This is a genomic window from Capnocytophaga cynodegmi, assembly GCF_002302475.1.
Taxonomy (GTDB): domain Bacteria; phylum Bacteroidota; class Bacteroidia; order Flavobacteriales; family Flavobacteriaceae; genus Capnocytophaga; species Capnocytophaga cynodegmi.
The window spans coordinates 2,155,221-2,178,713 of record NZ_CP022378.1 but is presented as its reverse complement, the minus strand read 5'-3'; the positions used below and the strand labels follow the sequence as shown (position 1 = coordinate 2,178,713).

The window sequence follows — 23,493 nt, the reverse complement described above, 5'->3', positions numbered from 1 at the left end:
TAAATTCTTATAAAAAGAGAACAATTAGTAACTGAGCCACCATAATCCTCATAAAGGTCGTTAATGGATAAACAGCTGCATACGTCACGGCTGGAGCATCTGACCCTGTAACGTCGTGAGCAAAAGCCAAAGCAGGTGGGTCAGTTTGTGAACCTGAAAGCAACCCGCAAATTTCAAGGAAGTTCAATTTAAAATAAAAACGAGCTGTTAATGCAACAACAATTAGCGGAATAAGTGTTATGGCAACACCCATCAACATCCACTGAATTCCATCTCCTTCCGAAAGTGTTTTAATGAATCCTTGCCCTGCTCCTAAACCAACACTTGCCAAGAAAAGCACAATACCAATTTCACGAACCATTAGATTAGCACTATGCGATACATAGTGTGTAACTGAAAAACGACCTCCGTAACGACTAATTAAAATCGCAACGATAAGCGGACCTCCCGCCAAACCAAGTTTCACAGGTGAAGACATTCCAGGTATGTACAAAGGTATAGAACCTAAAATCACCCCAAGTACAATTCCGAAGAAAAGTTCAGCAATGTGCGGATGTTGCAAACGCTTTTTAGAGTTTCCAAATACTTTTTCAATCAATTTGATATGTTCCTCATCTCCTACAACCGTAATAGTATCACCGAATTGCAATTTTGTTTCCTTTGTTGGAACAAATTCAATCCCTGCACGATACACACGACTGATGGTAACACCATACTTTTCACGAACATTAATCTCACCTAATTTTTTTGTATAAGCTTGTTTGTTCGTTACGTTCATTCGGCGTGAAATGATATTTGTTGCCTCACCCTCAAATAACGATAAGTTAGCTTTCTTCCCTACCAAAGTAGAAAGACGTTCGAAATCTTTCGGATTACCTACCAAAAGCAAAATATCACCTTCTTTAAGGAGTGTATCCTTATCAACCAAAAGTATGTTATCCCCGCGATACAGACGTGAAACAACGAAATCCATTCCTAAAGTTTGCTTAATAATAGCAATATGCTTATTGAATAAAATTGGATTTTCAACATATACAGCTATCTTATCAACTGTTGAATTATTTTTATTGATTTTCCATTGATTTAATCTCTTTTCTGCGTCTAAGTTCACTTTCAAAGCATATTTCAGAACCATCATCACTAAAATAATTCCTAGAACTCCAAAAGGATATGCTACAGCGTAACCGTTAGATACGTTAGATAATATACCATTAATAGCTTCTTGCGACACGCCCCTTTCTAATGAAACATCAACAATTGCTTGTTGAGCAGCTCCTAACCCAGGAGTGTTGGTAACAGCTCCCGACATAATCCCTACCAATTCTGCCATTCTTGTACCTGTTGCATAATGCAAACCAATTACTGTAAGAACACAGGCAATTACCGAAAGTACGGCTAAGCTGTTCAACTTAATTCCTCCTTGCTGAAATGAAGCAAAGAAGCCTGGTCCTACCTGTAAACCAATCGTATAAACAAATAAAATAAGTCCGAATTCCTTTACAAAATGCTGAATGTGACCATCTACCGTAAAGCCAAAATGAGCTACAGCAATTCCTGCGAAAAGAACACAAGCAATTCCGAAAGAAATACCCCAAAAACGAATCTTTCCCAGAGCTACTCCTAATGCAATGACAATACTGTAAATAATCACTGTGTAAGCCACGCTTTCGTGGTTTGAAAATAGGTTTACTATCCAATCCATATGTTAAAGTTTTTTAAATTTTTTCGGGTGCAAAGGTACTAATTTTATTCTATCCTTAACAACAAATATTATCTTTTTTTTAATATACACATAATAAAATTATCATATTGACAATTATATTTACTACAATTATTATTTCCATAATTTTTAATCCATTCACTTTCAATCAATAAATATTTTTTTTCACAAAAAGCTTTTATTTTAAAAAAATATATGTATATTTGCACCCGCATTTGGGAAGATACTCAAGTGGCCAACGAGGGCAGACTGTAAATCTGCTGACTATGTCTTCGCAGGTTCGAATCCTGCTCTTCCCACAAGAAAGAGATTTTCAATTATGAAAATCTCTTTTTTTATATAATATATTTTGCAAAAAAGTGATTATTTTTGCAGAGTATCTGAAAAAATATGTTTTGAAACTATGTACAAACAGCTTATTCAACCAATTCTTTTTTCTTTAGACCCAGAAAAAGCACATCATTTAACATTCTCTTGGCTAAAATTTATTCACAAAATACCTGGAATCCCGACTCTTATCCGTTCCATATATAAAGTTGAGCACGATTCGTTAGAGCGAGAAGTTTTTGGAATAAAGTTTAAAAATCCTGTGGGATTAGCGGCAGGTTTGGACAAAGAAGCAAAACTATACAAAGAATTGTCCAATTTAGGCTTCGGGTTCATTGAAATTGGTACCATTACCCCAAAGGGACAGCCTGGAAATCCCAAAAAACGATTATTCCGACTCAAAGCGGATAAAGCAATCATCAACCGTATGGGCTTTAATAATCAAGGAGTTGAAGAAGCTATTAAGCAACTTAAAAAAAATAAAAATGTAATCATCGGAGGAAATATTGGTAAGAATAAAATTACACCAAATGAGGAAGCAGCAAACGATTATAGTATATGTTTTGAAAAGCTTTTCCCTTATGTAGATTACTTCGTGGTGAATGTGAGCTCTCCTAACACTCCTAATTTAAGGACTTTACAAGAAAAAGAACCTCTTACACTTCTGTTAAATAGTTTACAGAAATTAAACTTGCAGAAAGAAAAGCAAAAACCAATTTTACTAAAAATAGCACCCGATTTAACTGATGAACAACTTTTAGATATTATTGATATTGTTAAAGATACTAAAATCGCAGGTGTAATAGCCACAAATACAACCATTTCACGCGAAGGTTTGTTATCACCTGATAAAAATGAAATTGGTGGGCTCAGTGGCAAACCTTTAACAAAACGTTCTACAGAGGTTATCCGCTTTTTAAGTGAAAGGAGTGGAAAATCTTTTCCTATTATTGGCGTTGGAGGTATTCATTCTGTGGAAGATGCGTTAGAAAAGCTTGAGGCAGGTGCATCACTTATTCAACTTTACACAGGATTTATTTACGAGGGACCAAAACTCATTAAAGATATTAACAAACGACTTATAAAAAAATAATTCTCTTTATTCCAACACTCTTAAAAGCTATCCGAATACCAAAATATTTCGAAATTTCATTTTTCAACAATAATAATCCGAATATTTTCTGTGTATTTAGAAACTTTGCTTACTTTTAGTTATGTATCTTTATCAAATATAATCTGTTATCAATGAATTTATTATCTGTAGAAAATATTTCAAAATCATTTGGAGAACGTGTTTTATTTCAAAATATTTCGTTTGGTATCAATAAAGACCAAAAAATTGCATTTGTAGCCAAAAATGGAACGGGAAAAACAACACTTTTGAATATTATTGCAGGTAAAGACCAACCTGACAGCGGAAAAGTAGTCTCCAGAAATGGCATACACATCGCTTTTTTATCGCAAAATCCTGAATTTGACGAAGATTTAACCATCGAACAATCTATTTTTTCAATTGAAAATCCTATTCTGAAAGTAATTCAGCAATATGAAAATGCTTTACAAAATCCTGAAAATGAAACTGCCTATCAAAAAGCCTTTGAAAAAATGGAGCTGTACAACGCTTGGGATTTTGAAACACAATACAAGCAAATTCTCTCTCGACTGAAGCTTGACAATCTGCAACTAAAAATAAAAAGCCTTTCAGGTGGACAAAAAAAACGGTTGGCTTTAGCCAATGTACTTATTAGCAAACCCGATTTATTAATATTAGACGAGCCAACCAATCACCTTGATTTAGAAATGATTGAGTGGCTTGAGCAATTTTTTGCTAAAGAAAATATCACACTTTTTTTGGTAACTCACGATCGTTATTTTCTGGAACGTGTTTGTAATGAAATTATAGAATTGGACAACGGAGAACTTTTCACTTACAAAGGAAATTACTCATATTTTCTTGAAAAGAAGGAACTTCGATTAGCTCAGGAACAAGCAAGTGTAGAAAAAGCTAAAAACTTATACGTTAAAGAATTAGATTGGATGCGAAGGCAACCCAAAGCTCGAACTACCAAATCAAAATCACGTATTGATGACTTCTACATAATCAAAGAACAGGCTCACAAACGCAGAAAAGAACACGTTATTCAACTGGAAATCAATATGAAACGATTGGGGAGCAAAATTGTAGAGTTTCATAATGTAAGTAAAAAGTTTGATGAACTTACGATTCTAAATAAGTTCGACTACAACTTCATCCGTGGCGAACGTATTGGCATCATTGGCAAAAATGGCACAGGAAAATCGACTTTTTTAAATCTTTTAACACAAAAGATACAGCCAGATAGTGGAAAAATTGTTATTGGTGATACAATTAAGTTCGGATATTACACTCAATCAGGCATTGAAGTAAAGGAAGGAGAAAAAGTCATAGAAGTAATTCAAAAATTCGGTGAATACATTCCCTTGCTCAAAGGGAAAACACTTTCAGCAGCCCAATTATTAGAGCGTTTCTTGTTCGATCGTAAAAAACAATATGATTATGTTGAAAAATTGAGTGGAGGTGAACTGAAAAGGTTGTATTTATGCACTATTTTAATTCAAAATCCCAATTTTCTGATTTTAGATGAGCCTACCAATGATTTGGACATTGTAACGCTGAATGTTTTAGAAAATTTCTTGTTAGATTATCCAGGTTGCCTTTTAGTTGTATCGCACGACCGTTATTTTATGGATAAAATTGTTGATCATTTGTTCGTTTTTCGAGGTAATGGCGTGATTGAAGATTTTCCTGGAAATTATACAGATTTTCGCGTGTATGAGGAAAGTACACCTCCTGCAGAAGAAGCTCCTGAAAAGAAAGAAACTACCAAAAATACGTGGCGAAAAGATGGCTTAAAAGGACTTTCTTTCAACGAACAAAAAGAATTTAACAGATTAGAAAAAGAAATTCCTCAATTGGAAGAGAAAAAAACACAATTAGAAACATTATTTTCTGAAGAAAGCTTAAATTCTGAAGAAATTTATAAAAAATCGGCTGAATTGGAGGAAATAATACGTGATTTGGAAGAGAAAACAGAACGTTGGTTTGAACTTTCGATAAAAATGGAAGAAAATGGAGATTAACAAACTACAAAAACTTGCCAAAGAAAAGAAAGATGAAAATAAACGATTCTTTACTCAACTGAAAAAGAAGCCTCCAAAAAATCTTGATTATAAAGTGCAAGAAATTCACGATGAAGTAACAAATGAAATAGATTGTTTAACTTGTGCCAATTGTTGCAAAACTACGGGACCTCTTTTAACAAATATAGATATTGAACGTATTTCCAAATACTTACGACTAAAACCTTCAGATTTTATAACCAAATATTTAAAAATTGATGAAGAAAATGACTATATCTTTCAGTCGATGCCTTGTCCTTTTTTGGCTTCAGATAATTATTGTTTAATCTATGATGTTCGCCCCAAAGCTTGTCGTGAATATCCACATACTGACCGAAAAAAAATCTATCAAATAGCAAATTTAACTATAAAAAACACGGAAATTTGTCCTATAGCTTATAAAGTTGTAGAAAAAATGAAAGAAAAACTATAATTTTACTACGAAATAAACTCAAAAATAAAAATTTATACTTCAAAATTGTAAAAAACTATGAAATGGCGTACTACCCTAACTGAATATCAGTATTTTTTACGATTTCAAAGAGGAATGTCAAAAAATTCTGTTACTTCATATGGGTTGGATATTGAAAAACTCATATCTTACCTTGAAAAATACGGAATAAATGAAACTCCTATTACTATTTCGGTAGATACATTACGTCAATTCATCTACGAAGTTTCAAAGGAATTAAACACTCGCTCACAAGCACGTCTTATTTCAGCTTTGAAAAGTTTTTTTAAATTTATAACATCAGAAAAAGGCAGAGAAGATTTCCCGATGAACCTAATCGAAAGTCCAAAAATTGGATTAAAACTTCCTGACACACTTTCTTTAGAAGAAATTGATAATTTACTGATTTCAATAGACTTAAGCACAGATGAAGGACACCGAAATAAAGCTATCATCGAAACACTTTATGGTTGCGGACTTCGTGTATCAGAACTTATATCATTGCGTTTGTCTGACTTGTTTTTTGAAGAAGATTTTATTCGAGTTATGGGAAAAGGGAATAAACAACGTCTTATCCCAATTGGAAAATTTACACAAAAACAAATCGAAAATTACATAAACCACCAACGGAAAAAACTAAAAGTTGTTAAAGGTCACGAAGATTTTATTTTTCTAAACAGAAGAGGAAAACAACTAACAAGAGCAATGATTTTTACTATTGTTAGACAAGTCGCAGAAAATACAGGCCTGAAAAAGAAGATAAGTCCCCACACTTTTCGACACTCATTTGCGACACATTTACTTGAAAATGGAGCAAACTTACGTGCTATCCAAACAATGCTAGGTCACGAAAGCATAACAACCACAGAGATTTACGTTCACGTGGAGAATTCTCACTTAAGGGAAATGCTTACAAAATTTCACCCTCGACAAAAAATGAACCCAATGTAAAGGAGAACATCTCTCAGCGAAAAATTCTCCTTTACAAAAATCATTAAAAAGACAAAAAACTTTTAATTTATATCTTCAAAATTGAAGTTTTTGAATGAGCCTCCAACTCCTATTTCTTCTTTATGAAAAGTCTTTTTAAAATCTTTTTGATGGCGTTCCGAGATAACTTCCTCTCCCTTTTCTTCGAAAACATAGTTAGTCATCTCATTCAAAATTTCCTTAAACAATTCAAAATCTTCTTTGTATAAGTAAATTTTATGTTTTTTGTAATGGAACGACCCATCTTCGTGAGTGAATTTTTTACTTTCCGTTATCGTAAGATAATAATCTTTCGCACGTGTAGCTCTCACATCAAAAAAATAAGTTCTTCTACCTGCTCTCAGAACTTTTGAGAAGATTTCTTCATTGTCTAAAAACTCTTTCTCTTCCATAAAATCTTATTTTTTGTTAGTATTTATATGTTAACATTGTTGCCACAAAAGTCTAAAAAAAATATCACTTACACAACTATTAAAAAACTTTTTTTATTTTTTAACACTATTTTATTGAGCTAATTTTTAAAAATTATACTATCTTGTAGGGGTTGTTATCACAAATACAAATAATCTTTCTTCTTAAAATTTAACTCCTTTTTATAAATATAGTTTGTTATTTTCTTTTAGAAATACAATCAAAATTCATCAAACAACTAAAAATAAACTAATTAGCCACTTCACTGATAAATTTGATACGATACATACGAAGCTCGTCATCTTCATAATCTCCATCAAATTCTTTAGAGGCTACCGAAATTTTGTCTGTTTCAGCCTCCATAAAATAGTCGTGGAGTTCCTCTTGTTGCTCTTCATCAAAAATTTCATCTATATAGTAACTGATATCCAATCTTGTACCGCTATAAACAATTTGTTCCAATTCTTTCAAAAACTCATCCATTTCCAAACCTTTGGCTTTGGCAATGTCTGGTAGAGGTAATTTTCTGTCTACATTCTGAATAATATATAATTTCAATGAAGAATTGGAACCTGTTGTTTTCACTATCAAATCTTCAGCACGAAGAATATCATTTTCCTCTACATATCTGCCTATCAATTCAATAAATTCACTTCCGTATTTTTTAGCTTTTCCTTCCCCAACTCCGTGAACATTCGTAAGTTCCGAAATTGTAATAGGATATTTCAAAGCCATATCCTCCAAAGAAGGATCTTGAAAAACAACAAACGGGGGAACACCTTTTTTCTTTGCAACTTTTTTTCGTAAATCTTTTAGCATTCCTAAAAGGACTTCATCGGCAACACCTCCCCCTGAAGTGTTCATATCTTCAACATCTTCTTCATAAACGTGGTCTTCGGTCATCATAAACGATGTCACGTTTTCAAGAAACTTACGTCCTTTATCCGTAATAAACATCACCCCATAGGTTTCTATATCCTTACGAATCAACCCATTAACCATAACTTGACGAAGCAATGCCATCCAGTACAAATCGTCTTTTTCTTTACCAATACCAAAGAAAGGCTGTTCATCAATTTTGTGTGACTTTATCAGGGCTGTTACTTTTCCTACCAACGTATTTACAATCTCTTTTGCTTTAAATTTCTGCTTAGTAGATATTATGACATTCAACAACTTAACAACATCATCTTTAGCTTCAATTTTAGTTTTGGGATGTCGGACATTATCGTCCATATCAGCACCTTCACCATTTACTTCATCAAATTCTTCTCCAAAATAATGTAGTATAAATTTACGACGGGAACTTGAAGTTTCAGCATATGCAACGATATCCTGCAATAAAGCTTGACCAATTTCTTGCTCAGCAATGGGCTTTCCAACCATAAATTTCTCCAGTTTCTCCACATCTTTGTAAGAGTAGAAAGCCAAACAATGCCCTTCTCCTCCATCACGTCCCGCACGTCCTGTTTCCTGATAGTAACTTTCAATACTTTTTGGAATATCGTGATGAATTACGAATCGTACATCGGGCTTGTCAATTCCCATACCAAAGGCAATCGTAGCAACAACTACATCAACCTCTTCCATAAGAAACATATCTTGATGTTTGGCTCGAGTTTTAGCGTCCAAACCTGCGTGATATGGAACTGCTGTTATTCCATTAACTTGCAGTGTTTGAGCAAGTTCCTCTACTTTTTTTCGACTTAAACAATAAATAATCCCAGATTTTTTGCTATTTTGCTTCACAAAACGAATGATATCAGCATCTACATTTTTCGTTTTCGGACGTACTTCATAATATAGATTAGGACGATTAAATGAAGATTTAAAAACATTCGCATCGGACATTCCTAAATTTTTTAGAATATCCTCCTGAACCTTTGGTGTGGCTGTTGCAGTTAACGCAACAACAGGAATATCTTCTCCCAATCGGTCGATAATGGTTCGTATATTACGATATTCCGGACGGAAATCGTGCCCCCACTCCGAAATACAATGTGCTTCATCAACAGCTACGAACGATATAGGAATTGTTTTCAAAAAGTTAGCATATTCATCTTTAATCAAAGATTCAGGTGCTACATATAATAATTTTGTTTTTTCATTACTAATGTCATCCATTACCTCACGAATCTCGCTTTTGGTAAGTGATGAATTTAAAACGTGTGCAACACTATCTGTTGATGAAATCCCACGCATTGCATCTACCTGATTTTTCATCAGTGCAATCAGTGGAGATATAACAATAGCCGTGCCTTTCAGAACCAATGCAGGAAGCTGATAACATAACGATTTTCCTCCTCCTGTTGGCATAATAACAAATGTATCTTTTCCTTTGATAACGCTTTGTATAATTTCCTGTTGATGCCCCTTAAAGCTATCAAAACCGAAGTAGTGCTTCAAAGCATTCTGTAAATCATTTTTAGCCGTTTCCATCTAAATTATATCTATATTTTATCTAACTTTGCGAACATAAAAGTATAACATTTTTTTTAATTGACAATAAAAAAAGTAAAAAAATTGATGGAAGCTAAAAAAATCATAGAAATTGCCAAAAAAACAGTTGAGGAAGAATCGAAAGCAATCTTAAAATTAATCGATTTTATAGATGATAATTTTACAAAATCAGTTAATTATATACTAAATTCACAAGGAAGAGTTGTTATCACTGGAATTGGGAAAAGTGCTATTATTGCCAGTAAAATTGTAGCTACAATGAACTCAACGGGTACTCCTGCCATCTTTATGCACGCAGCTGATGCCATTCACGGCGATTTGGGAATCATTCAAAAAGATGATGTTGTCATTTGTATTTCAAAAAGTGGAAATACTCCTGAAATAAAAGTACTCGTTCCTCTGCTAAAAAGAGGCAATAATAAGTTAATTGCTATCACATCAAATAAAAATTCAGTTTTGGGACAACAAGCAGATTGCGTTTTGTACGCTCACGTTGAAAAAGAAGCTTGTCCAAACAACTTAGCTCCTACCACAAGTACCACAGCTCAATTAGTTTTAGGAGATGCTCTGGCAATATGTCTATTAGAAATGAAGCAATTTGGAAGTAGTGATTTTGCGAAATATCACCCTGGCGGAGCTTTAGGTAAGCGTTTATATTTGAAAGTATCAGACATCGTAGCAAATAACCAAAAACCACAAGTTTCACCTGAAACTGACATCAAAAAAGTAATTGTAGAGATTTCAGAAAAAATGCTCGGAGCCACCGCTGTAGTTGATGGGCAAGATATCATCGGTGTGGTTACAGATGGAGATATACGAAGAATGCTGAGCAAAACTGATACCATAACAGGGCTAACGGCAAAAGATATTATGACTGCAAATCCCAAAACGATTGAAGCGAACACCTTAGCTATTGATGCTCTTGATGTTATGGAAGCAAACAAAATCACCCAACTATTGGTTACTGAGAACAATACATACATAGGTGTAATCCATCTGCATAATTTGGTACAAGAAGGTTTAATTTAACTTCTTTAGAAATCTTAAGAATTCTCATACAGAAATTGTAGTCTATTTTTGTATGGGAATTTTTCGTTTACAAAAACAATTCACTGATTTTCAGAAGAATAATTTTCAATTGCTTTTTTCAAAACAGAAAGTATTTTTCGACGAAATCTACGAGGGCTAATCACTTCTATTGAATTTCCGAATCCTAAAAACAAACGTTCCAACTCAAAATTATGACGAACTTTAATTTTAAATATCGTTCCGTTTTCCTTCTCTTCTAAAACAATTTGTGAATGGTGGAAGGGCTTGGTTTTGACGTAGTTTGCATTTTCTTTATCTATAAAAAAGACAACCTCCTCCACTGGATTTCCCTCTGAAACTGTCACTCCCACAATATCTTTGAAATATTCATCAGGATTGAGATTTCTACTAACATACTTAGTATCAATCTCTTTTAAGTTTTCTATTCGATCTAAAGCCAATGTAAGTAATGTCGTTTTATGGTGACAAACTACAAACCAACGATTGTTAAATTCCTTAAGAAATTGTGGGTGTACTTCTAAAACATTTACTCTCCGAGATTTAAATGACTTATAATCAACCTCTAATACTTTCTTTCGTTGTATAGCTCTATAAATAGGGTCAATGTACTCCAACCCTTTCAAAAGTTCATTCTTATCCAAATGAATTATTGTAGAATTTTGGCTGTCTTTCCCAAAAACAGAATCTTCCAAACGATGAATAATTCCGTTCATATCTTTAAAGAAAGAAAAATCTTTAAATTCTTTCAACAATTGTATCGCATCTCCCATCAATTTGATATCATTCTGCGATATTGGAGTGTTCTTGATGCTATAATCTGGGTCGGAATATCTATAATACTTATTTTCAAACACTTCAATAGGAGCATTATATCCCATTTTATCGCTTCTCATATTTTGAATATCCAACTGAATTGTACGTTTGCTCACCATATCATCTTTACCTTCATACTCATAAAGGGCATCAGAACAGGCATTAATCAAATCCTCCAAAGTCCAACGTCTTCCAGTATTTCTCAAACATTCATCAATAGTTTTATATCGGATAAGTGCATTCTTATTAGTAGCCATAACTAACTGATTTTTAAACAAAAACACCAACAATACAGAATATATGAATTTAAAATTCAGAAACTAAACAAACTGATTTTGTAAATATTATCTGTATTTTTCTCACAAAGAACGCGAAAAGCAAATAAATACACAAATCAACTACAAAAAATCCCAAGAGTAAACAAGTCTGAAAACCTTTTTCTTACCGAAAATACTTGTGTAATATCTATTTTTTTATGACCTTTGTCGTATTTCAATTTAATTTACTTGAGTATTATGAAGATATTAGTATGCATAAGTAGCGTCCCTGACACTACTTCAAAAATAAATTTCACTGACGAAAATCGCAAGTTTGATTCCAATGGTGTTCAGTTCATCATAAACCCTAACGATGAATACGGACTTACCAAAGCCATTATTTTAAAAGAAAAATTCGGAGCATCTATCACCCTAATCAATGTAGGAACTGCTGAAACGGAGCCAACCTTACGAAAAGCTTTTGCCCTTGGTGCTGATGATATTATACGTATCAATACTGTTGCTTCTGACGGATTTTTTGTAGCCTCACAAATAGCTAAAATTGCCAAAGAAGGTAATTATGACTTGATTATCACAGGAAAAGAATCTATCGACTACAATGGAGGAATGGTTGGAGGAATGGTTGCAGCACTTCTGGATTATCCTTTTATTAACAAATGTATCAATTTAGAAATTGATGGAAATTCAGTATCTGCTGAACGTGAAATTGATGGTGGAAAAGAAAAAATCTCTACACAACTTCCTATTGTTATTGCAGGACAAAAAGGTTTAGTACAAGATAAGGATTTGCGTATCCCGAATATGAGAAATCTTATGGCTGCCCGAACTAAGCAAATCACAATTTTAGAACCAGAAAATTCTGATAATAAAACTGAAACGATTGGTTTTGAAAAACTTCCAGCGAAGCAACCTGTGAAAATGATTTCTCCTGACAATTTAGATGAGTTAATCAATCTTCTGCATAACGAAGCAAAAGTAATATAACCTCAATCAGATTGACTTACAGAATATTAAAATTTAAAAACTAAAAAAGTAAGAAAATGTCAATATTAATATATGCCGATTCCGAAAACGGAAAGTTAAAAAAATCTGCCTTTGAGGTAGCTTCATACGCGAAAGCCATTGCTGATAAACAAAGTACATCTGTCACAGCCGTTGTGGTAAATACTGACGATACAGCTCTTTTAGGAAATTATGGCGTGGATAAAGTAATACGCATTAAAGATGAAAAATTAAATCACTTTTCCTCAAAAGCCTATTCATCTGTTTTAAAACAAGTTGCAGAAAAAGAGAATAGCCAAATTATTGTGCTGAGTTCTTCTTCAAATTCAAAATCAATAGCCCCCTTTTTAGCTGTTGCACTTAAAGCAGGTTATATCTCAAATGTGATTTCACTTCCTGAAGATGTTGATAATTTTATCGTACGAAGTAATATTTTCTCTAACAAAGCCATTGGAGCGACAAAAATCACTACGGCTAAAAAAGTAATTAGTTTGGCTGGAAACGCTTACGGACTAAAAGAAAATCCTGTAACTATTTCTGTAGAAGATTTTTCTCCTTCATTGACAGAAAATGATTTCAATATTACGATAAATGGTGTTGAAAAAAATAGCGGGAAAGTTTCCTTAGATGATGCATCTATTGTTGTTTCAGGAGGAAGAGGATTAAAAGGACCTGAAAACTGGGGAATGATTGAGGAATTAGCTGAAGTTCTGGGAGCTGCAACCGCTTGTTCAAAACCTGTTGCTGATATGGATTGGCGACCTCACGAAGAACACGTGGGACAAACAGGAAAACCAATTGCTGCCAATTTGTACATTGCCATCGGAATTTCAGGAGCTATACAACATTTAGCAGGTGTGAACGCTTCAAAGGTAAAAGTCGTTATCAATACTGATGAAAACGCTCCTTTTTTCAAAGCTGCCGATTACGGTATAGTTGGAGATGCTTTTGAAGTAGTTCCAAAATTAATTCAAAAATTAAAAGCCTTTAAGGAAGAATAATCAATTCGTTATAATAAAAAAACTCGCAATTTCTTTGCGAGTTTTTTTTATATATTTCACTATTACAAACCTTTATTAGATAGTTCCTGCATTATTTCTTTGCCTCCCGAATTAAGAACTTTTTCAGCACATTTTTTACCAAACTCTTCAAAGTTATTCTCATTTGTTTTTTCAGAAATATACACTTTTTTTCTTCCATCTAACGAAAATAAGGCTCCCTCAAACAAGATTTCACCTTCCTTAATTTGAGCAAATGCACCAATTGGAGCTGTACATCCTCCTTCGAGTGTTTTCAAAAATTCTCGTTCTATATGTGTGCAAATATCTGTATGCAAGTCGTTTAATTTAGAAACTGCTTCACAAGAAAAAGCATCTTTTTCATTCACAACCACAACCATAGCCCCCTGTGCTGGAGCTGGAATCATCCAATCTAAAACAATGTTATTTTGAGGTTTTTTATCAATTCGTTCTAATCCTGCCGCGGCAAAAATAGCTCCGTTCCAATCATTTTCGTGTAGTTTCTGTAGGCGAGTATTTACATTTCCTCTCAAATTTTCTACTTTATGCTCTGGAAATTTATGTAACCACTGAGCCTTTCTACGTAGGCTTCCAGTGGCAATTATTGCTTCTGTTTGCAGAAAATCTAAATTATCTTTATATACCAAAATATCGTGAACATTAGCACGTTTTAAAACAGCTTTTTGCACAATTCCCATTGGTAATGAAGTTGGTACGTCTTTCATACTATGTACAGCAATATCAACTTTTCCGGTTATCATTGCGACATCCAAGGTTTTGGTAAAAATTCCCGTAATTCCCATTTCATACAAGGGCTTATCCAACACCAAATCGCCATCAGATTTCACCGAAATTATTTCCGTCTGATATCCTAAATTTTCCAATTTATTTTTAACAGTATGAGCCTGCCAAAGGGCAAGCTCACTATCACGAGTTCCAATACGGATTACTTTTGTCATTCTATTATTTTTTTATTCAACCACCTCTAATTGAAACACTTGTTGCATCCAATTAATACTTTCTTCTGAAGCCTGTGAATCTTTTAAATGGTTTACAAAATGTGTAGTTATCTTTTGAATAATACGACTACTAATTATCTCAGCTTGTTGCTCATCAAAATTCTGAATTTTTTTGCGTTGAAAATCCAACTCTGCCAATTTTAAACTTTCCAGTTTCGACTTTAAAGCCTGAATAGTTGGTGCAAACTTTCTGCCATCAAGCCATTGGAAAAACTCAGATTTTACCTCCTCAATAATATTTAGAGCATCGGGTATGGCTTCTTTCCTTCGCTCAAGAGCCTCATCTGTAAGTTTTGAAAGAGCATCCATATGAACCAAAGTTACCCCTGAAATTCCCTCGACATCTTCATTTACATTTTTAGGAACGGATAAATCTAAAATAAGTATTTCTTTATCTTCGGGAATAAGTTCTTTATAAACAGTGGGTTGTGGTGCTCCTGTAGCAACTACAAGTACATCAGTTTTCTCGATTTCGGACTTTAAATCATCGTAACTTTTTACAAGCAAATCAAATTTTCCTGCCAATTGTTCGGCTTTTTCTTTAGTTCTATTTATAAGTGTAATATGCTTATTATGAGTATGTTTTATTAGATTCTCACACGTATTTCTACCAATTTTACCCACTCCAAAAAGCAATATATTCTTATTTGAAACATCAGGAACATTCCTTAAAATATACTGAACGGCAGCAAAAGAGACAGAAGCCGCACCAGAGGAAAGCATTGTTTCATTTTTAATTCGTTTACTGGCATTAATCACGCTATTGAGAAGACGCTCCAAAAAAGAATTGGCCAATCCTTTCTTTCTTGAAAGTGAAAAACTTTGCTTTATTTGACCTATAATCTCAAAATCACCCAATATTTGGCTATCCAACCCTGTTCCTACCTGAAACAAATGCTGTACTGCATCTCTGTTTTTAAATACAAAGCCTACATTTTGGAAATCATCAACTGAACCATTCGAAAACTCACAAAGTAACTGAATCAATTGGAAAGGATGTTCGGCATATCCATACAACTCAGTACGATTACAAGTTGAGATAACCAAAAGTTCCTCAATGTTTTCGTTTTTTGCCTTATCCAATAGAAGTTCCTTATTTTCAGCAGATAAGCTAAATAATCCACGCATTGAAGCGTCAGCTTTTTTATAACTTAACCCGATGCAATAGAAACTTTTATTTTTAGAAACACTGTACTGATTCATAACTATTTTTCCCGTTTTCAATGGCAAAAATAATGACATACGGAAAATAAAAATAACGCTAAAAGAACTTTTTTTGTCGTCTTGTGTTTGTCTTTCATTTTTTTGTTTTATATTTGCACATATCTTCATAATTATCAGAAGAATACGCAAAAAACACACAATGAAATATAGAATAAATCTAAATAAATTTATATGGAAAATTTAGAGCTTTTATTTTCAAAAAATACCGCAGAAAGTCCCTCAGATGTACTCATCATTGATAAGGATATTATCTTCATCAAAACGGAAAATGACACTCAGGAAAATTTTGAATTAAAAAAAGACATTAATCAAAATTATATTCAAATACACTTCAATGTCAAGGGATTATCGCAATTCTTATTCAACGAAGGACATTATAAAATACCACTAAATACCGAGCGAATGTTGTTACTCTACAACCCTCAAAGAGCTCTTCCTTTGCATCAAATCACGACTCCAAAATCACAAACTGCATCTCTTTTAATTTCAATTCATAAATTCCATTCCTTATTTTCAAATGAAGCTGGATACATTGATTTTTTGAGTTTGGAAAACAAAGACAAAAAATACTACAATGAAGATAGCATTTCACCTGCAATGATGGTGGTTTTGCATCAGATGTTACGTGCAAATTTTCAAAAAAACTTGCAACCTCTTTACATAAAAGCCAAGGTATATGAGCTGTTAGCCCTCTATTTCAATCGTTCCAATGAAGCTGATATTGAACAATGTCCTTTTTTGGCTGATGAAGAAAGTATTTCAAAAATCCATCGAGCTAAAGAGATAATTATCAATAGAATGGCTGAACCACCAAGTTTACAAGAACTGGCTAATGAAATAGGATTAAACATCAAGAAACTGAAAGAAGGTTTTAAACAAATTTATGGCGACTCTGTTTATGCCTTTTTGTTTGATTACAAAATGGAAGTTGCTAGAAAAATGTTAGAAAGCAAAGAACTGAATATCAATGAAGTAAGCACAAAAGTAGGATACAGCACACCAAGTCATTTTATTGCTGCTTTCAAAAAAAAGTATGGAATTACTCCAAAAAAATACTTGATGAAAACCGAAAGATAATTTTGATAGAAAATTACTCAAAAAAAACAAAAGATTGAAGTTTGTATATCAACTTCAATCTTTTTTGTTATTAATCAGATATTTATGAGTTGTTACTTTGCCAATCATTCAAAGCTTCAATGATAATATCACAGCCTTCTTTAATTTCTTCTTCACTTAAAGTTAATGGTGGTGATAGACGAACGGCACGTGTTTCAAAAAGTAACCAATACACAATCAGACCTTTATCTTGAGAGTAAAGTACAACGTGATTAGCAATTTCTGCCGATTTTACGATAACAGCTAACATCAATCCCTTTCCGTTAATACTCTCAATAAGTGGATGTTGCAGATACTTTCGGAATAATTTTTCTTTCTCTAATGTTTGTTCCATCAAATTGGTAGATAAAAGTTCCTGCAAAGTTGCCAACGACGCTGCAGCGATTACAGGATTTCCTCCAAAAGTTGTGATATGTCCTAATTTTGGAGAGTGAGAAAGCAATTTCATCAATTTATGTGATGAAATAAAAGCTCCCACAGGCATTCCACTTGCCATTCCTTTTCCGATTGCAATGATATCTGGCACAAAACCATAATTCTGAAAACCAAATAGTTTTCCTGTTCTTCCGAATCCAGGCTGAATTTCATCAATGATGAGCAATGCTCCAACTTCCTCACATCGTTTTTTGACTTTTAAAAGATAATCGTTCTGCGGTTCAATAAATCCAGCTCCTCCCTGAATGCTCTCCAAAACCACACCTGCTGTACGATGCGTAATTTTCTGGATATCAACTTCGTTATTAAATTCAATAAAATCTACATCAGGAATAAGCGGACGAAAGGGCTGTTTACGCTCCTCATATCCCATCAAGCTCATTGAGCCTTGCGTATTGCCGTGATAAGCATTTTTTGCTGCTATTATTTGTGTGCGTCCAGTGGCTCGTTTTGCCAATTTCACCGAACCTTCAATGGCTTCTGTTCCTGAATTCACTAAATATGTAGTATCCAGATTTTCAGGTAGATTTTCAGCTAATAACTTACAAAAATCTACCGCAGGTTTCTGAACATATTCTCCATAAACCATCACGTGCATATAGGTTTCTACCTGATTTTGAATAGCTTTTACTACTTTAGGGTGACAATGCCCAAGTGTACACGCCGAAACTCCCGCCACAAAATCAAGATATTTTTTTCCATCTGTAGTATAAATGTAACTACCACTAGCGTGAGAAACTTCCAGCAACATCGGTGAAGGTGAGGTTTGAGCCTGATATTTTAAAAAATCACTTTTTTGTGTCATAGATTTCCTTTTTTCAAAAAGCAAAATTAGTCTATTAGTAAAAAAACTACAAATCAGAATTGATTTTTTATCTTTTATCATTTGTAACATCGAAAATTTATTTAGCTGAAGTTTTGGTCTTCTTTTTTATTAATTTTGTAAAAAATTATTAACTTTGCTCAAGCGATAAAGTTATTTATTTAATAATTAATACCATGTGTTTATGAAAATTTTTTTGTACATTGTTGCTTTATTAATTACCTCATTTCAAGAATTGTACACTCAGGAAACGTCAGCTTTAGCATCGAAAGAAAAGGAAGAAAAAGTTTATGATGAAACAAGACCTTTGGATAGTTTTGTTCTATTTCCTTCTTGTAAAAATATCCCAAAGAATGAAGAAGTACAGTGTTTCAAAAGAAATTTGGACAAAACTGTTGAATTTTACTTCAAATATCCTAAAGAAGCTCTTGAAGCAAAAATTCAGGGGCGTGTAAATGTAACTTTTCGCATCAACACAGACGGAAGCATTACCATTCTTCACGTCTATACTCGCCACAAAGTATTTGAATATGAGGCACGTCGGATTTTTTCCTATATCCCTAAGTTAATTCCTGCAAAACAAGACGGAAAAAACGTACCTTTGACTTTTACATATCCCATTATTTTCAAGCTGTAATTTAAATTAAACATATCACGTATGAAAAATTATTTTTTACTGATTATCATTACCTTATTAAGCTTTGGAGCTTTTGCTCAAAACAAAAATTCTTTTGTGTTGAAAGGGAAAATTGAAAATCTCCAAAAAGGTGATACTCTGTCACTTTATCCTATTACAATATCCGAATTCGAAAAAGAAGATGAACACAGAACGCTCATCTCTAATCAAGAAAATACATTCTCTTTTACAATTCCTACAAAGCACTCGCAATATTACGGATTGACTTTTTCATCAAAAAACGACAACGAAAGTCATAGTTTTTCTTTTTTTGCAAAGCCTGGAGATACTATTTCCTTAACAAAGGAAAAAGAAGCTCATTCTTCAATTAAAGGAGGTGTTTACGATAGTCCTCTGTATGCTCGATTAGCTAATCTTTTCTTCTTGAAGGGATACAAAGAAGATAATGTTTTAAAGAAAATAAAAGAGGCAATCAAAAATAATGATGATGAAACAGCTAATAGGTTATACGAAGAATACAGCAAATTACAAAATGATTTTAGCTATCACAACTTGATGGATTCCATTGCTAAAAACGTTAAAGATGATGAGTTTGCCGTACTTATGTATTTAAGTGTTAGTTATTCTTGGAATTACCAGCAAGGAAATTCACATTACCAGCAGTTGCATCCCAAAGCAAAATCTTCGTACTACGGAAAGCTTTTTGCACAGATTCTAAAAAAAGAACAAAAAGTGAGTGCTGGTGTACAAGCTCCAAAATTTGCATTAACTTCCTCAACTGGGAAAAAAGTTTCTCTTTCGGATTACAAAGGGAAATATCTGCTTATGTACTATTGGGCTCCACTGTGTGGGGCTTGTATATCCACACGCCCCAAAATAGACGCAATTTATGAAAAATATACCAAACAATTAGACATACTTTCAATCACACCATCACCAAAAGAAACACTTTTAGAACAGCAAGCTGATTTTTTTAAAGAAGAAGGTATGAAAGAAAAATACCTTGATCCTCCTTTTAACAAACCTTGGAATTTGGTTTTTACCGATGATGAAAAAAATTTAAAAGCACTTGAAGTTTACCGATTACGAATGTTTCCAATACTCACACTGATTTCACCTGAAGGAAAAATTCTTTTCAGAACATACTCAGATACCCAAAGGCTTGAGCGTGTATTGTCTGAGCATTTATTGTAATTATTTTTAATAAAATTCAATATTTCTAACTAAATTTATAAATAATAAACACTATCGTAATTCGACATAAATTATGGAAATTACACAGAAAAAAATAGAAGAACTTGCTCCTAATGCTGAAGCAGCCAAAAAGGGGCGAGATTTGGCAAAAAAGAATAAATTTTCGAACCTGAAAATTTCAGTAGAAAAGAACCTAATTTGGGGAGAATGTGCAGGAAGCGGAAAAAATCCGTATTATTGTTCAGCAGATTATATTGATGCTAACAATCCTGTATTTCGTTGTAATTGCCCTAGTAGGCAATTTCCTTGCAAACACACCATCGGGTTGCTTTATTGCTATGAATCAGATAATAAAGCGTTTGTTTCTGCTGAAATTCCTGAAGATATTCTTTCAAAACGAGAAAAAATAGAAAAAAAACAAGAAAAGAAAGCTCAAGAGAAAGAATCTATCAAAGAAAAAGCCGAAAAACCAAAGAAAATCAACAAAAACTCTATCATAAAGAAGATAGATACACAACTCACAGGCATTCAATTAGGACAAAAAATACTAAAAGATATCGTTCAAACAGGGCTCTCATCAATTGATGCAAAATTACACCGCACCTTACAAACTCAAATAAAAGAGCTTGGTAACTACTATATCGGAGGCATTCAATCGGCTTTCAATGATTTACTTTTAGAATTAGAAAATATTGTTAATGAGGAATATACATCGGTAGTAAATCAAATAAATTATTTGTTCGCTCTTCTGAAAAAGGCTACCGATTATCTCAACAAACGAAAAGAAAATCCTGAAGGAAACCCTGAATTGGACTCTGCCATTGAGGAGCAAATTGGGTATGTTTGGAAACTGGTGGAATTGATGCAATACGGATTGTACGAGGAAAATGCTCAGTTAGTGCAACTTTCTTTCAATAGTTATGACAACGAAGCCAGACGAGAGTACGTTGACGAAGGTATTTGGCTAAATTTGAAAACAGGAAAAATATATAAAACGAAAAATTATCGTCCGTACAAGGCTTCAAAATATATCAAAGAAGATAATAGCCAGTTTGATGTGTTACAAATCAGAGATTTATACATTTATCCAGGTGATCAAAATCCGCGTATTCGCTGGGAAAATGACGGAGTTACAGAAAGAAAAATAACAACCGAAGACCTTAAAACTATCGTATCGTTATCCTCTGAAAACTACGCTGATATGATTAAGTCAGTGAAAAACACAATAAAAAATCCGTTAATGGACAAACACCCCGTAACATTAATTTCTATAAGCAAATGTTATCTGAATGGAGAAAATTTAGTTGTAGAAGACAAAATAGGCAACAAACTAACAATCAAAGATATTGAAAATCAAAAAATATCATCAGCAACAAATCTGAAAGCCATTTTGCCCTCAAATACAGAAGGTTTTGCTCTTACAATTATGATGAACAATGATGTGCAAAGCGGACTACTTTCAGCACAACCAATGGCATTAATAACGAATGATAAAATTATCCGATTGTTATACTAAACTCAAAAAATGAAACAATGGAAATATTATACAATTTACAACAGGAAATCAATCGACTATTCATCGCGGGAAGCAAATTTGCAAAAGCAGACCCTCGTTTGCAAAAGCACATACCAACACTCAACAAATTAGGAGAAAAAGCTCCTGTGTTTACCAAATTAGCAAAGGATATTGAACAGCTCCTCCAAACAGATAGCCAACAATCGGCAGAAAAATTGATGGAAATTTCAACACTTTTGTATTCTATCTTATACACTCAGGGACAGACTATTGAGGCTAATAAAACACAAAAAGAGCAAATTCCAAATATTCCTCTTTCACAAATCAATACAGAATTCTCTTACCTACAATTAAAACCTGTTATTCAGGCTTTAACCACAAGTAATTCAGGTCGTTTGGAAATTCTGACAGATGCTTTTGAACGTAACATCTTCAAAGATTCACGCACGTTTCCTTATTTGAATATTGCATTGGCTGATAAATATTCCAATTTATGTGACTACATCGAAAATACAATTATTCCGTCTGTTGGCAAAGCAATTATTCCTTTTTTGGTAGAAGGTTTCAAATATGAAGACAAAACAGAAAACGTACGTCGCCTACGATTGTTAAATCACTTTGGATATGACCAAATCGCTATGATAATTGAAAAGATTTTCGAGGAAAACTTGCCAAACCTACAATCAGAAGCGATTAACATCTTGAGTAATGATTCTAAAAATGAGGAATTTATAACAAATCTGACAAGCGATAAAAATAAAACTATCAGAGGTGCCGCTTATCGTGCATTGGCAAAAATTGGTACGCATTCAAGTTTGGAAAAATTATACAATCTGTACGCCAATAACAAGAATAAAACCAATCAAACACTTTTGGCAGAAGCTCTTGCTATTGGAAAAATTCCGTTTTTCTTCAAACAAACTTATAATTTGGTGTTAATTCACTTTGAAGAGTTACTAAATATAGACAAATCCGATAAAAAAGCGCTTGATAATGCAATGGATAGATTCTGTACAGATATGGAACTATTCAAAAATAAGGATTATCCTGAAGTTTATGACTTCTTTGAGCGTATTTTTACTGATAAAACTTACACAGAGCTTATCAAAAAAGCGAAATTACATCATTATGATGACACAATTCGCTCGAAAATCATTGAAGCTCTTAATACATTTGATACTTACAGAGTACTCAGCTTCTATGAAAGAAATATCAATAATCTACCTTCAAAGAATTGGTATTATTCGGCTTGGTATAATTATTTCAGTAAGGCTGTAAATTTCTATACAAAAGAAAAGATTTTTGATATATTCAGTCCGCAATTTGAAAAGAGCATTTCAATGAGCAACCTCTACGGACTTTTCACAAATAATGCAAACTTTGGCTACAACGAATTGGAAGTTTACACAGATAAAACAGACCCAAGATGGATAGAAATCTTTTCAAATTACATTAAAAATATCAAAAAATGGGATTATTCATATCTCCAAGCTCTTTTTATTGTTAATAAAATGGAGTATGATAAAGAAAAAATGCGTGATTTGATTGAAATTGTACTCCCAAAAGTGCCACACGATGCACGAGTCCCATTGTATGAAATCATAATGGAACAAGATTTTAAAGATAAATTCAAAATGATTTATGATTCTATTGAAAAAGTGCCAAAAAATACTTACGTTTACGCTTTTTCCAGAATAAAAGACGTTGGTTTTTGGACTCAATTTCCGAAAGAATACGCCGAGAAATTCAGGAATTTGTACGAGAAAACAAAAATGGAAGTATATAACGAAATTGCAGAAGAAATTGAAAATCAAAAATAGATAATGAAAAAAGCCAAATTGGAATTCCA

19 protein-coding genes and 1 tRNA gene are annotated in these 23,493 nt (G+C 33.2%); 13 read left to right on the top strand and 7 right to left on the bottom strand.

Annotated features, from left to right (window positions below):
- Positions 1–7: 7 nt before the first annotated feature.
- Entirely contained in the window at positions 8–1,702 is a 1,695-nt protein-coding gene (locus CGC48_RS09665) for a putative transporter (protein WP_098029402.1), read from the bottom strand.
- A 235-nt stretch (positions 1,703–1,937) separates the two neighbouring features.
- Here CGC48_RS09665 and CGC48_RS09660 point away from each other — a divergent pair.
- From CGC48_RS09660 to xerD, 5 genes are all read left to right on the top strand, one after another.
- Positions 1,938–2,019: transfer RNA gene (locus CGC48_RS09660), tRNA-Tyr, on the top strand.
- 104 nt (positions 2,020–2,123) lie between these two features.
- Positions 2,124–3,140, top strand: a complete 1,017-nt coding sequence (locus tag CGC48_RS09655) for a quinone-dependent dihydroorotate dehydrogenase (protein ID WP_098029401.1) — start codon at positions 2,124–2,126, stop codon at positions 3,138–3,140.
- 152 nt (positions 3,141–3,292) lie between these two features.
- Positions 3,293–5,167, top strand: a complete 1,875-nt coding sequence (locus CGC48_RS09650; protein ID WP_098029400.1) for an ABC-F family ATP-binding cassette domain-containing protein — start codon at positions 3,293–3,295, stop codon at positions 5,165–5,167.
- Positions 5,157–5,639, top strand: a complete 483-nt coding sequence (locus tag CGC48_RS09645) for a YkgJ family cysteine cluster protein (protein WP_098029399.1) — start codon at positions 5,157–5,159, stop codon at positions 5,637–5,639. Before CGC48_RS09650 ends, CGC48_RS09645 begins: the two co-directional genes overlap by 11 nt.
- A 57-nt stretch (positions 5,640–5,696) precedes the next feature.
- Positions 5,697–6,608, top strand: coding sequence for a site-specific tyrosine recombinase XerD (gene xerD / locus CGC48_RS09640; protein ID WP_098029398.1), 912 nt, complete (start codon positions 5,697–5,699; stop codon positions 6,606–6,608).
- Positions 6,609–6,670: 62 nt separating this feature from the next.
- On the opposite strand, the gene CGC48_RS09635 is transcribed toward xerD, so the two are convergent.
- Positions 6,671–7,039, bottom strand: a complete 369-nt coding sequence (locus CGC48_RS09635; RefSeq protein WP_098029397.1) for a PUR family DNA/RNA-binding protein — start codon at positions 7,037–7,039, stop codon at positions 6,671–6,673.
- A gap of 268 nt (positions 7,040–7,307) precedes the next feature.
- On the bottom strand, positions 7,308–9,497 hold the full coding sequence (gene recQ, locus CGC48_RS09630) for a DNA helicase RecQ (protein WP_098029396.1): 2,190 nt from the start codon (positions 9,495–9,497) through the stop codon (positions 7,308–7,310).
- Positions 9,498–9,584: 87 nt separating this feature from the next.
- Between recQ and CGC48_RS09625 the strand changes: the two genes are divergently transcribed.
- Positions 9,585–10,547: a KpsF/GutQ family sugar-phosphate isomerase gene (locus CGC48_RS09625; protein WP_098029822.1), complete on the top strand. Its 963-nt coding sequence runs from the start codon at positions 9,585–9,587 to the stop codon at positions 10,545–10,547.
- Between the two features lie 80 nt (positions 10,548–10,627).
- On the opposite strand, the gene CGC48_RS09620 is transcribed toward CGC48_RS09625, so the two are convergent.
- Positions 10,628–11,638, bottom strand: coding sequence for a helix-turn-helix transcriptional regulator (locus CGC48_RS09620; protein ID WP_098029395.1), 1,011 nt, complete (start codon positions 11,636–11,638; stop codon positions 10,628–10,630).
- A 258-nt stretch (positions 11,639–11,896) separates the two neighbouring features.
- Between CGC48_RS09620 and CGC48_RS09615 the strand changes: the two genes are divergently transcribed.
- The gene (locus CGC48_RS09615; protein WP_098029394.1) at positions 11,897–12,643 is read left to right on the top strand and encodes an electron transfer flavoprotein subunit beta/FixA family protein; all 747 of its coding nucleotides are present in this window, start codon (positions 11,897–11,899) and stop codon (positions 12,641–12,643) included.
- A 56-nt stretch (positions 12,644–12,699) separates the two neighbouring features.
- On the top strand, positions 12,700–13,662 hold the full coding sequence (locus CGC48_RS09610) for an electron transfer flavoprotein subunit alpha/FixB family protein (protein WP_098029393.1): 963 nt from the start codon (positions 12,700–12,702) through the stop codon (positions 13,660–13,662).
- Positions 13,663–13,724: 62 nt separating this feature from the next.
- Here CGC48_RS09610 and hemC read toward each other — a convergent pair whose 3' ends face one another.
- Positions 13,725–14,639: a hydroxymethylbilane synthase gene (gene hemC / locus CGC48_RS09605; protein WP_098029392.1), complete on the bottom strand. Its 915-nt coding sequence runs from the start codon at positions 14,637–14,639 to the stop codon at positions 13,725–13,727.
- A 12-nt stretch (positions 14,640–14,651) separates the two neighbouring features.
- Positions 14,652–15,902, bottom strand: a complete 1,251-nt coding sequence (hemA, locus tag CGC48_RS09600; RefSeq protein WP_026193776.1) for a glutamyl-tRNA reductase — start codon at positions 15,900–15,902, stop codon at positions 14,652–14,654.
- Between the two features lie 192 nt (positions 15,903–16,094).
- Here hemA and CGC48_RS09595 point away from each other — a divergent pair, with 192 nt between their 5' ends.
- On the top strand, positions 16,095–17,000 hold the full coding sequence (locus CGC48_RS09595) for an AraC family transcriptional regulator (RefSeq protein WP_098029391.1): 906 nt from the start codon (positions 16,095–16,097) through the stop codon (positions 16,998–17,000).
- Between the two features lie 82 nt (positions 17,001–17,082).
- Here the strand turns inward: CGC48_RS09595 and CGC48_RS09590 are convergent, their stop codons facing one another.
- Entirely contained in the window at positions 17,083–18,279 is a 1,197-nt protein-coding gene (locus CGC48_RS09590; RefSeq protein WP_098029390.1) for an aspartate aminotransferase family protein, read from the bottom strand.
- 202 nt (positions 18,280–18,481) lie between these two features.
- Between CGC48_RS09590 and CGC48_RS09585 the strand changes: the two genes are divergently transcribed.
- From CGC48_RS09585 to CGC48_RS09570, 4 genes are all read left to right on the top strand, one after another.
- Complete coding sequence (locus CGC48_RS09585; protein WP_098029389.1) at positions 18,482–18,934, top strand: energy transducer TonB; 453 nt, start codon at positions 18,482–18,484, stop codon at positions 18,932–18,934.
- A gap of 21 nt (positions 18,935–18,955) precedes the next feature.
- Entirely contained in the window at positions 18,956–20,128 is a 1,173-nt protein-coding gene (locus tag CGC48_RS09580; RefSeq protein WP_098029388.1) for a TlpA family protein disulfide reductase, read from the top strand.
- Between the two features lie 70 nt (positions 20,129–20,198).
- Positions 20,199–21,644 (top strand): hypothetical protein, encoded by a 1,446-nt coding sequence (locus CGC48_RS09575; protein WP_098029387.1) that lies wholly within the window; start codon positions 20,199–20,201, stop codon positions 21,642–21,644.
- A gap of 17 nt (positions 21,645–21,661) precedes the next feature.
- Entirely contained in the window at positions 21,662–23,464 is a 1,803-nt protein-coding gene (locus CGC48_RS09570; RefSeq protein WP_098029386.1) for a HEAT repeat domain-containing protein, read from the top strand.
- Positions 23,465–23,493: the final 29 nt, after the last annotated feature.

What these genes read in the sequence shown, in the direction of transcription:
- CGC48_RS09665 (WP_098029402.1), bottom strand. Translation starts at nt 1,702, where the DNA reads ATGGATTGGATAGTAAACCTATTTTCAAACCACGAAAGCGTGGCTTAC.
- CGC48_RS09655 (WP_098029401.1), top strand. Translation starts at nt 2,124, where the DNA reads ATGTACAAACAGCTTATTCAACCAATTCTTTTTTCTTTAGACCCAGAA.
- CGC48_RS09650 (WP_098029400.1), top strand. Translation starts at nt 3,293, where the DNA reads ATGAATTTATTATCTGTAGAAAATATTTCAAAATCATTTGGAGAACGT.
- CGC48_RS09645 (WP_098029399.1), top strand. Translation starts at nt 5,157, where the DNA reads ATGGAGATTAACAAACTACAAAAACTTGCCAAAGAAAAGAAAGATGAA.
- xerD (WP_098029398.1), top strand. Translation starts at nt 5,697, where the DNA reads ATGAAATGGCGTACTACCCTAACTGAATATCAGTATTTTTTACGATTT.
- CGC48_RS09635 (WP_098029397.1), bottom strand. Translation starts at nt 7,039, where the DNA reads ATGGAAGAGAAAGAGTTTTTAGACAATGAAGAAATCTTCTCAAAAGTT.
- recQ (WP_098029396.1), bottom strand. Translation starts at nt 9,497, where the DNA reads ATGGAAACGGCTAAAAATGATTTACAGAATGCTTTGAAGCACTACTTC.
- CGC48_RS09625 (WP_098029822.1), top strand. Translation starts at nt 9,585, where the DNA reads ATGGAAGCTAAAAAAATCATAGAAATTGCCAAAAAAACAGTTGAGGAA.
- CGC48_RS09620 (WP_098029395.1), bottom strand. Translation starts at nt 11,638, where the DNA reads ATGGCTACTAATAAGAATGCACTTATCCGATATAAAACTATTGATGAA.
- CGC48_RS09615 (WP_098029394.1), top strand. Translation starts at nt 11,897, where the DNA reads ATGAAGATATTAGTATGCATAAGTAGCGTCCCTGACACTACTTCAAAA.
- CGC48_RS09610 (WP_098029393.1), top strand. Translation starts at nt 12,700, where the DNA reads ATGTCAATATTAATATATGCCGATTCCGAAAACGGAAAGTTAAAAAAA.
- hemC (WP_098029392.1), bottom strand. Translation starts at nt 14,639, where the DNA reads ATGACAAAAGTAATCCGTATTGGAACTCGTGATAGTGAGCTTGCCCTT.
- hemA (WP_026193776.1), bottom strand. Translation starts at nt 15,902, where the DNA reads ATGAATCAGTACAGTGTTTCTAAAAATAAAAGTTTCTATTGCATCGGG.
- CGC48_RS09595 (WP_098029391.1), top strand. Translation starts at nt 16,095, where the DNA reads ATGGAAAATTTAGAGCTTTTATTTTCAAAAAATACCGCAGAAAGTCCC.
- CGC48_RS09590 (WP_098029390.1), bottom strand. Translation starts at nt 18,279, where the DNA reads ATGACACAAAAAAGTGATTTTTTAAAATATCAGGCTCAAACCTCACCT.
- CGC48_RS09585 (WP_098029389.1), top strand. Translation starts at nt 18,482, where the DNA reads ATGAAAATTTTTTTGTACATTGTTGCTTTATTAATTACCTCATTTCAA.
- CGC48_RS09580 (WP_098029388.1), top strand. Translation starts at nt 18,956, where the DNA reads ATGAAAAATTATTTTTTACTGATTATCATTACCTTATTAAGCTTTGGA.
- CGC48_RS09570 (WP_098029386.1), top strand. Translation starts at nt 21,662, where the DNA reads ATGGAAATATTATACAATTTACAACAGGAAATCAATCGACTATTCATC.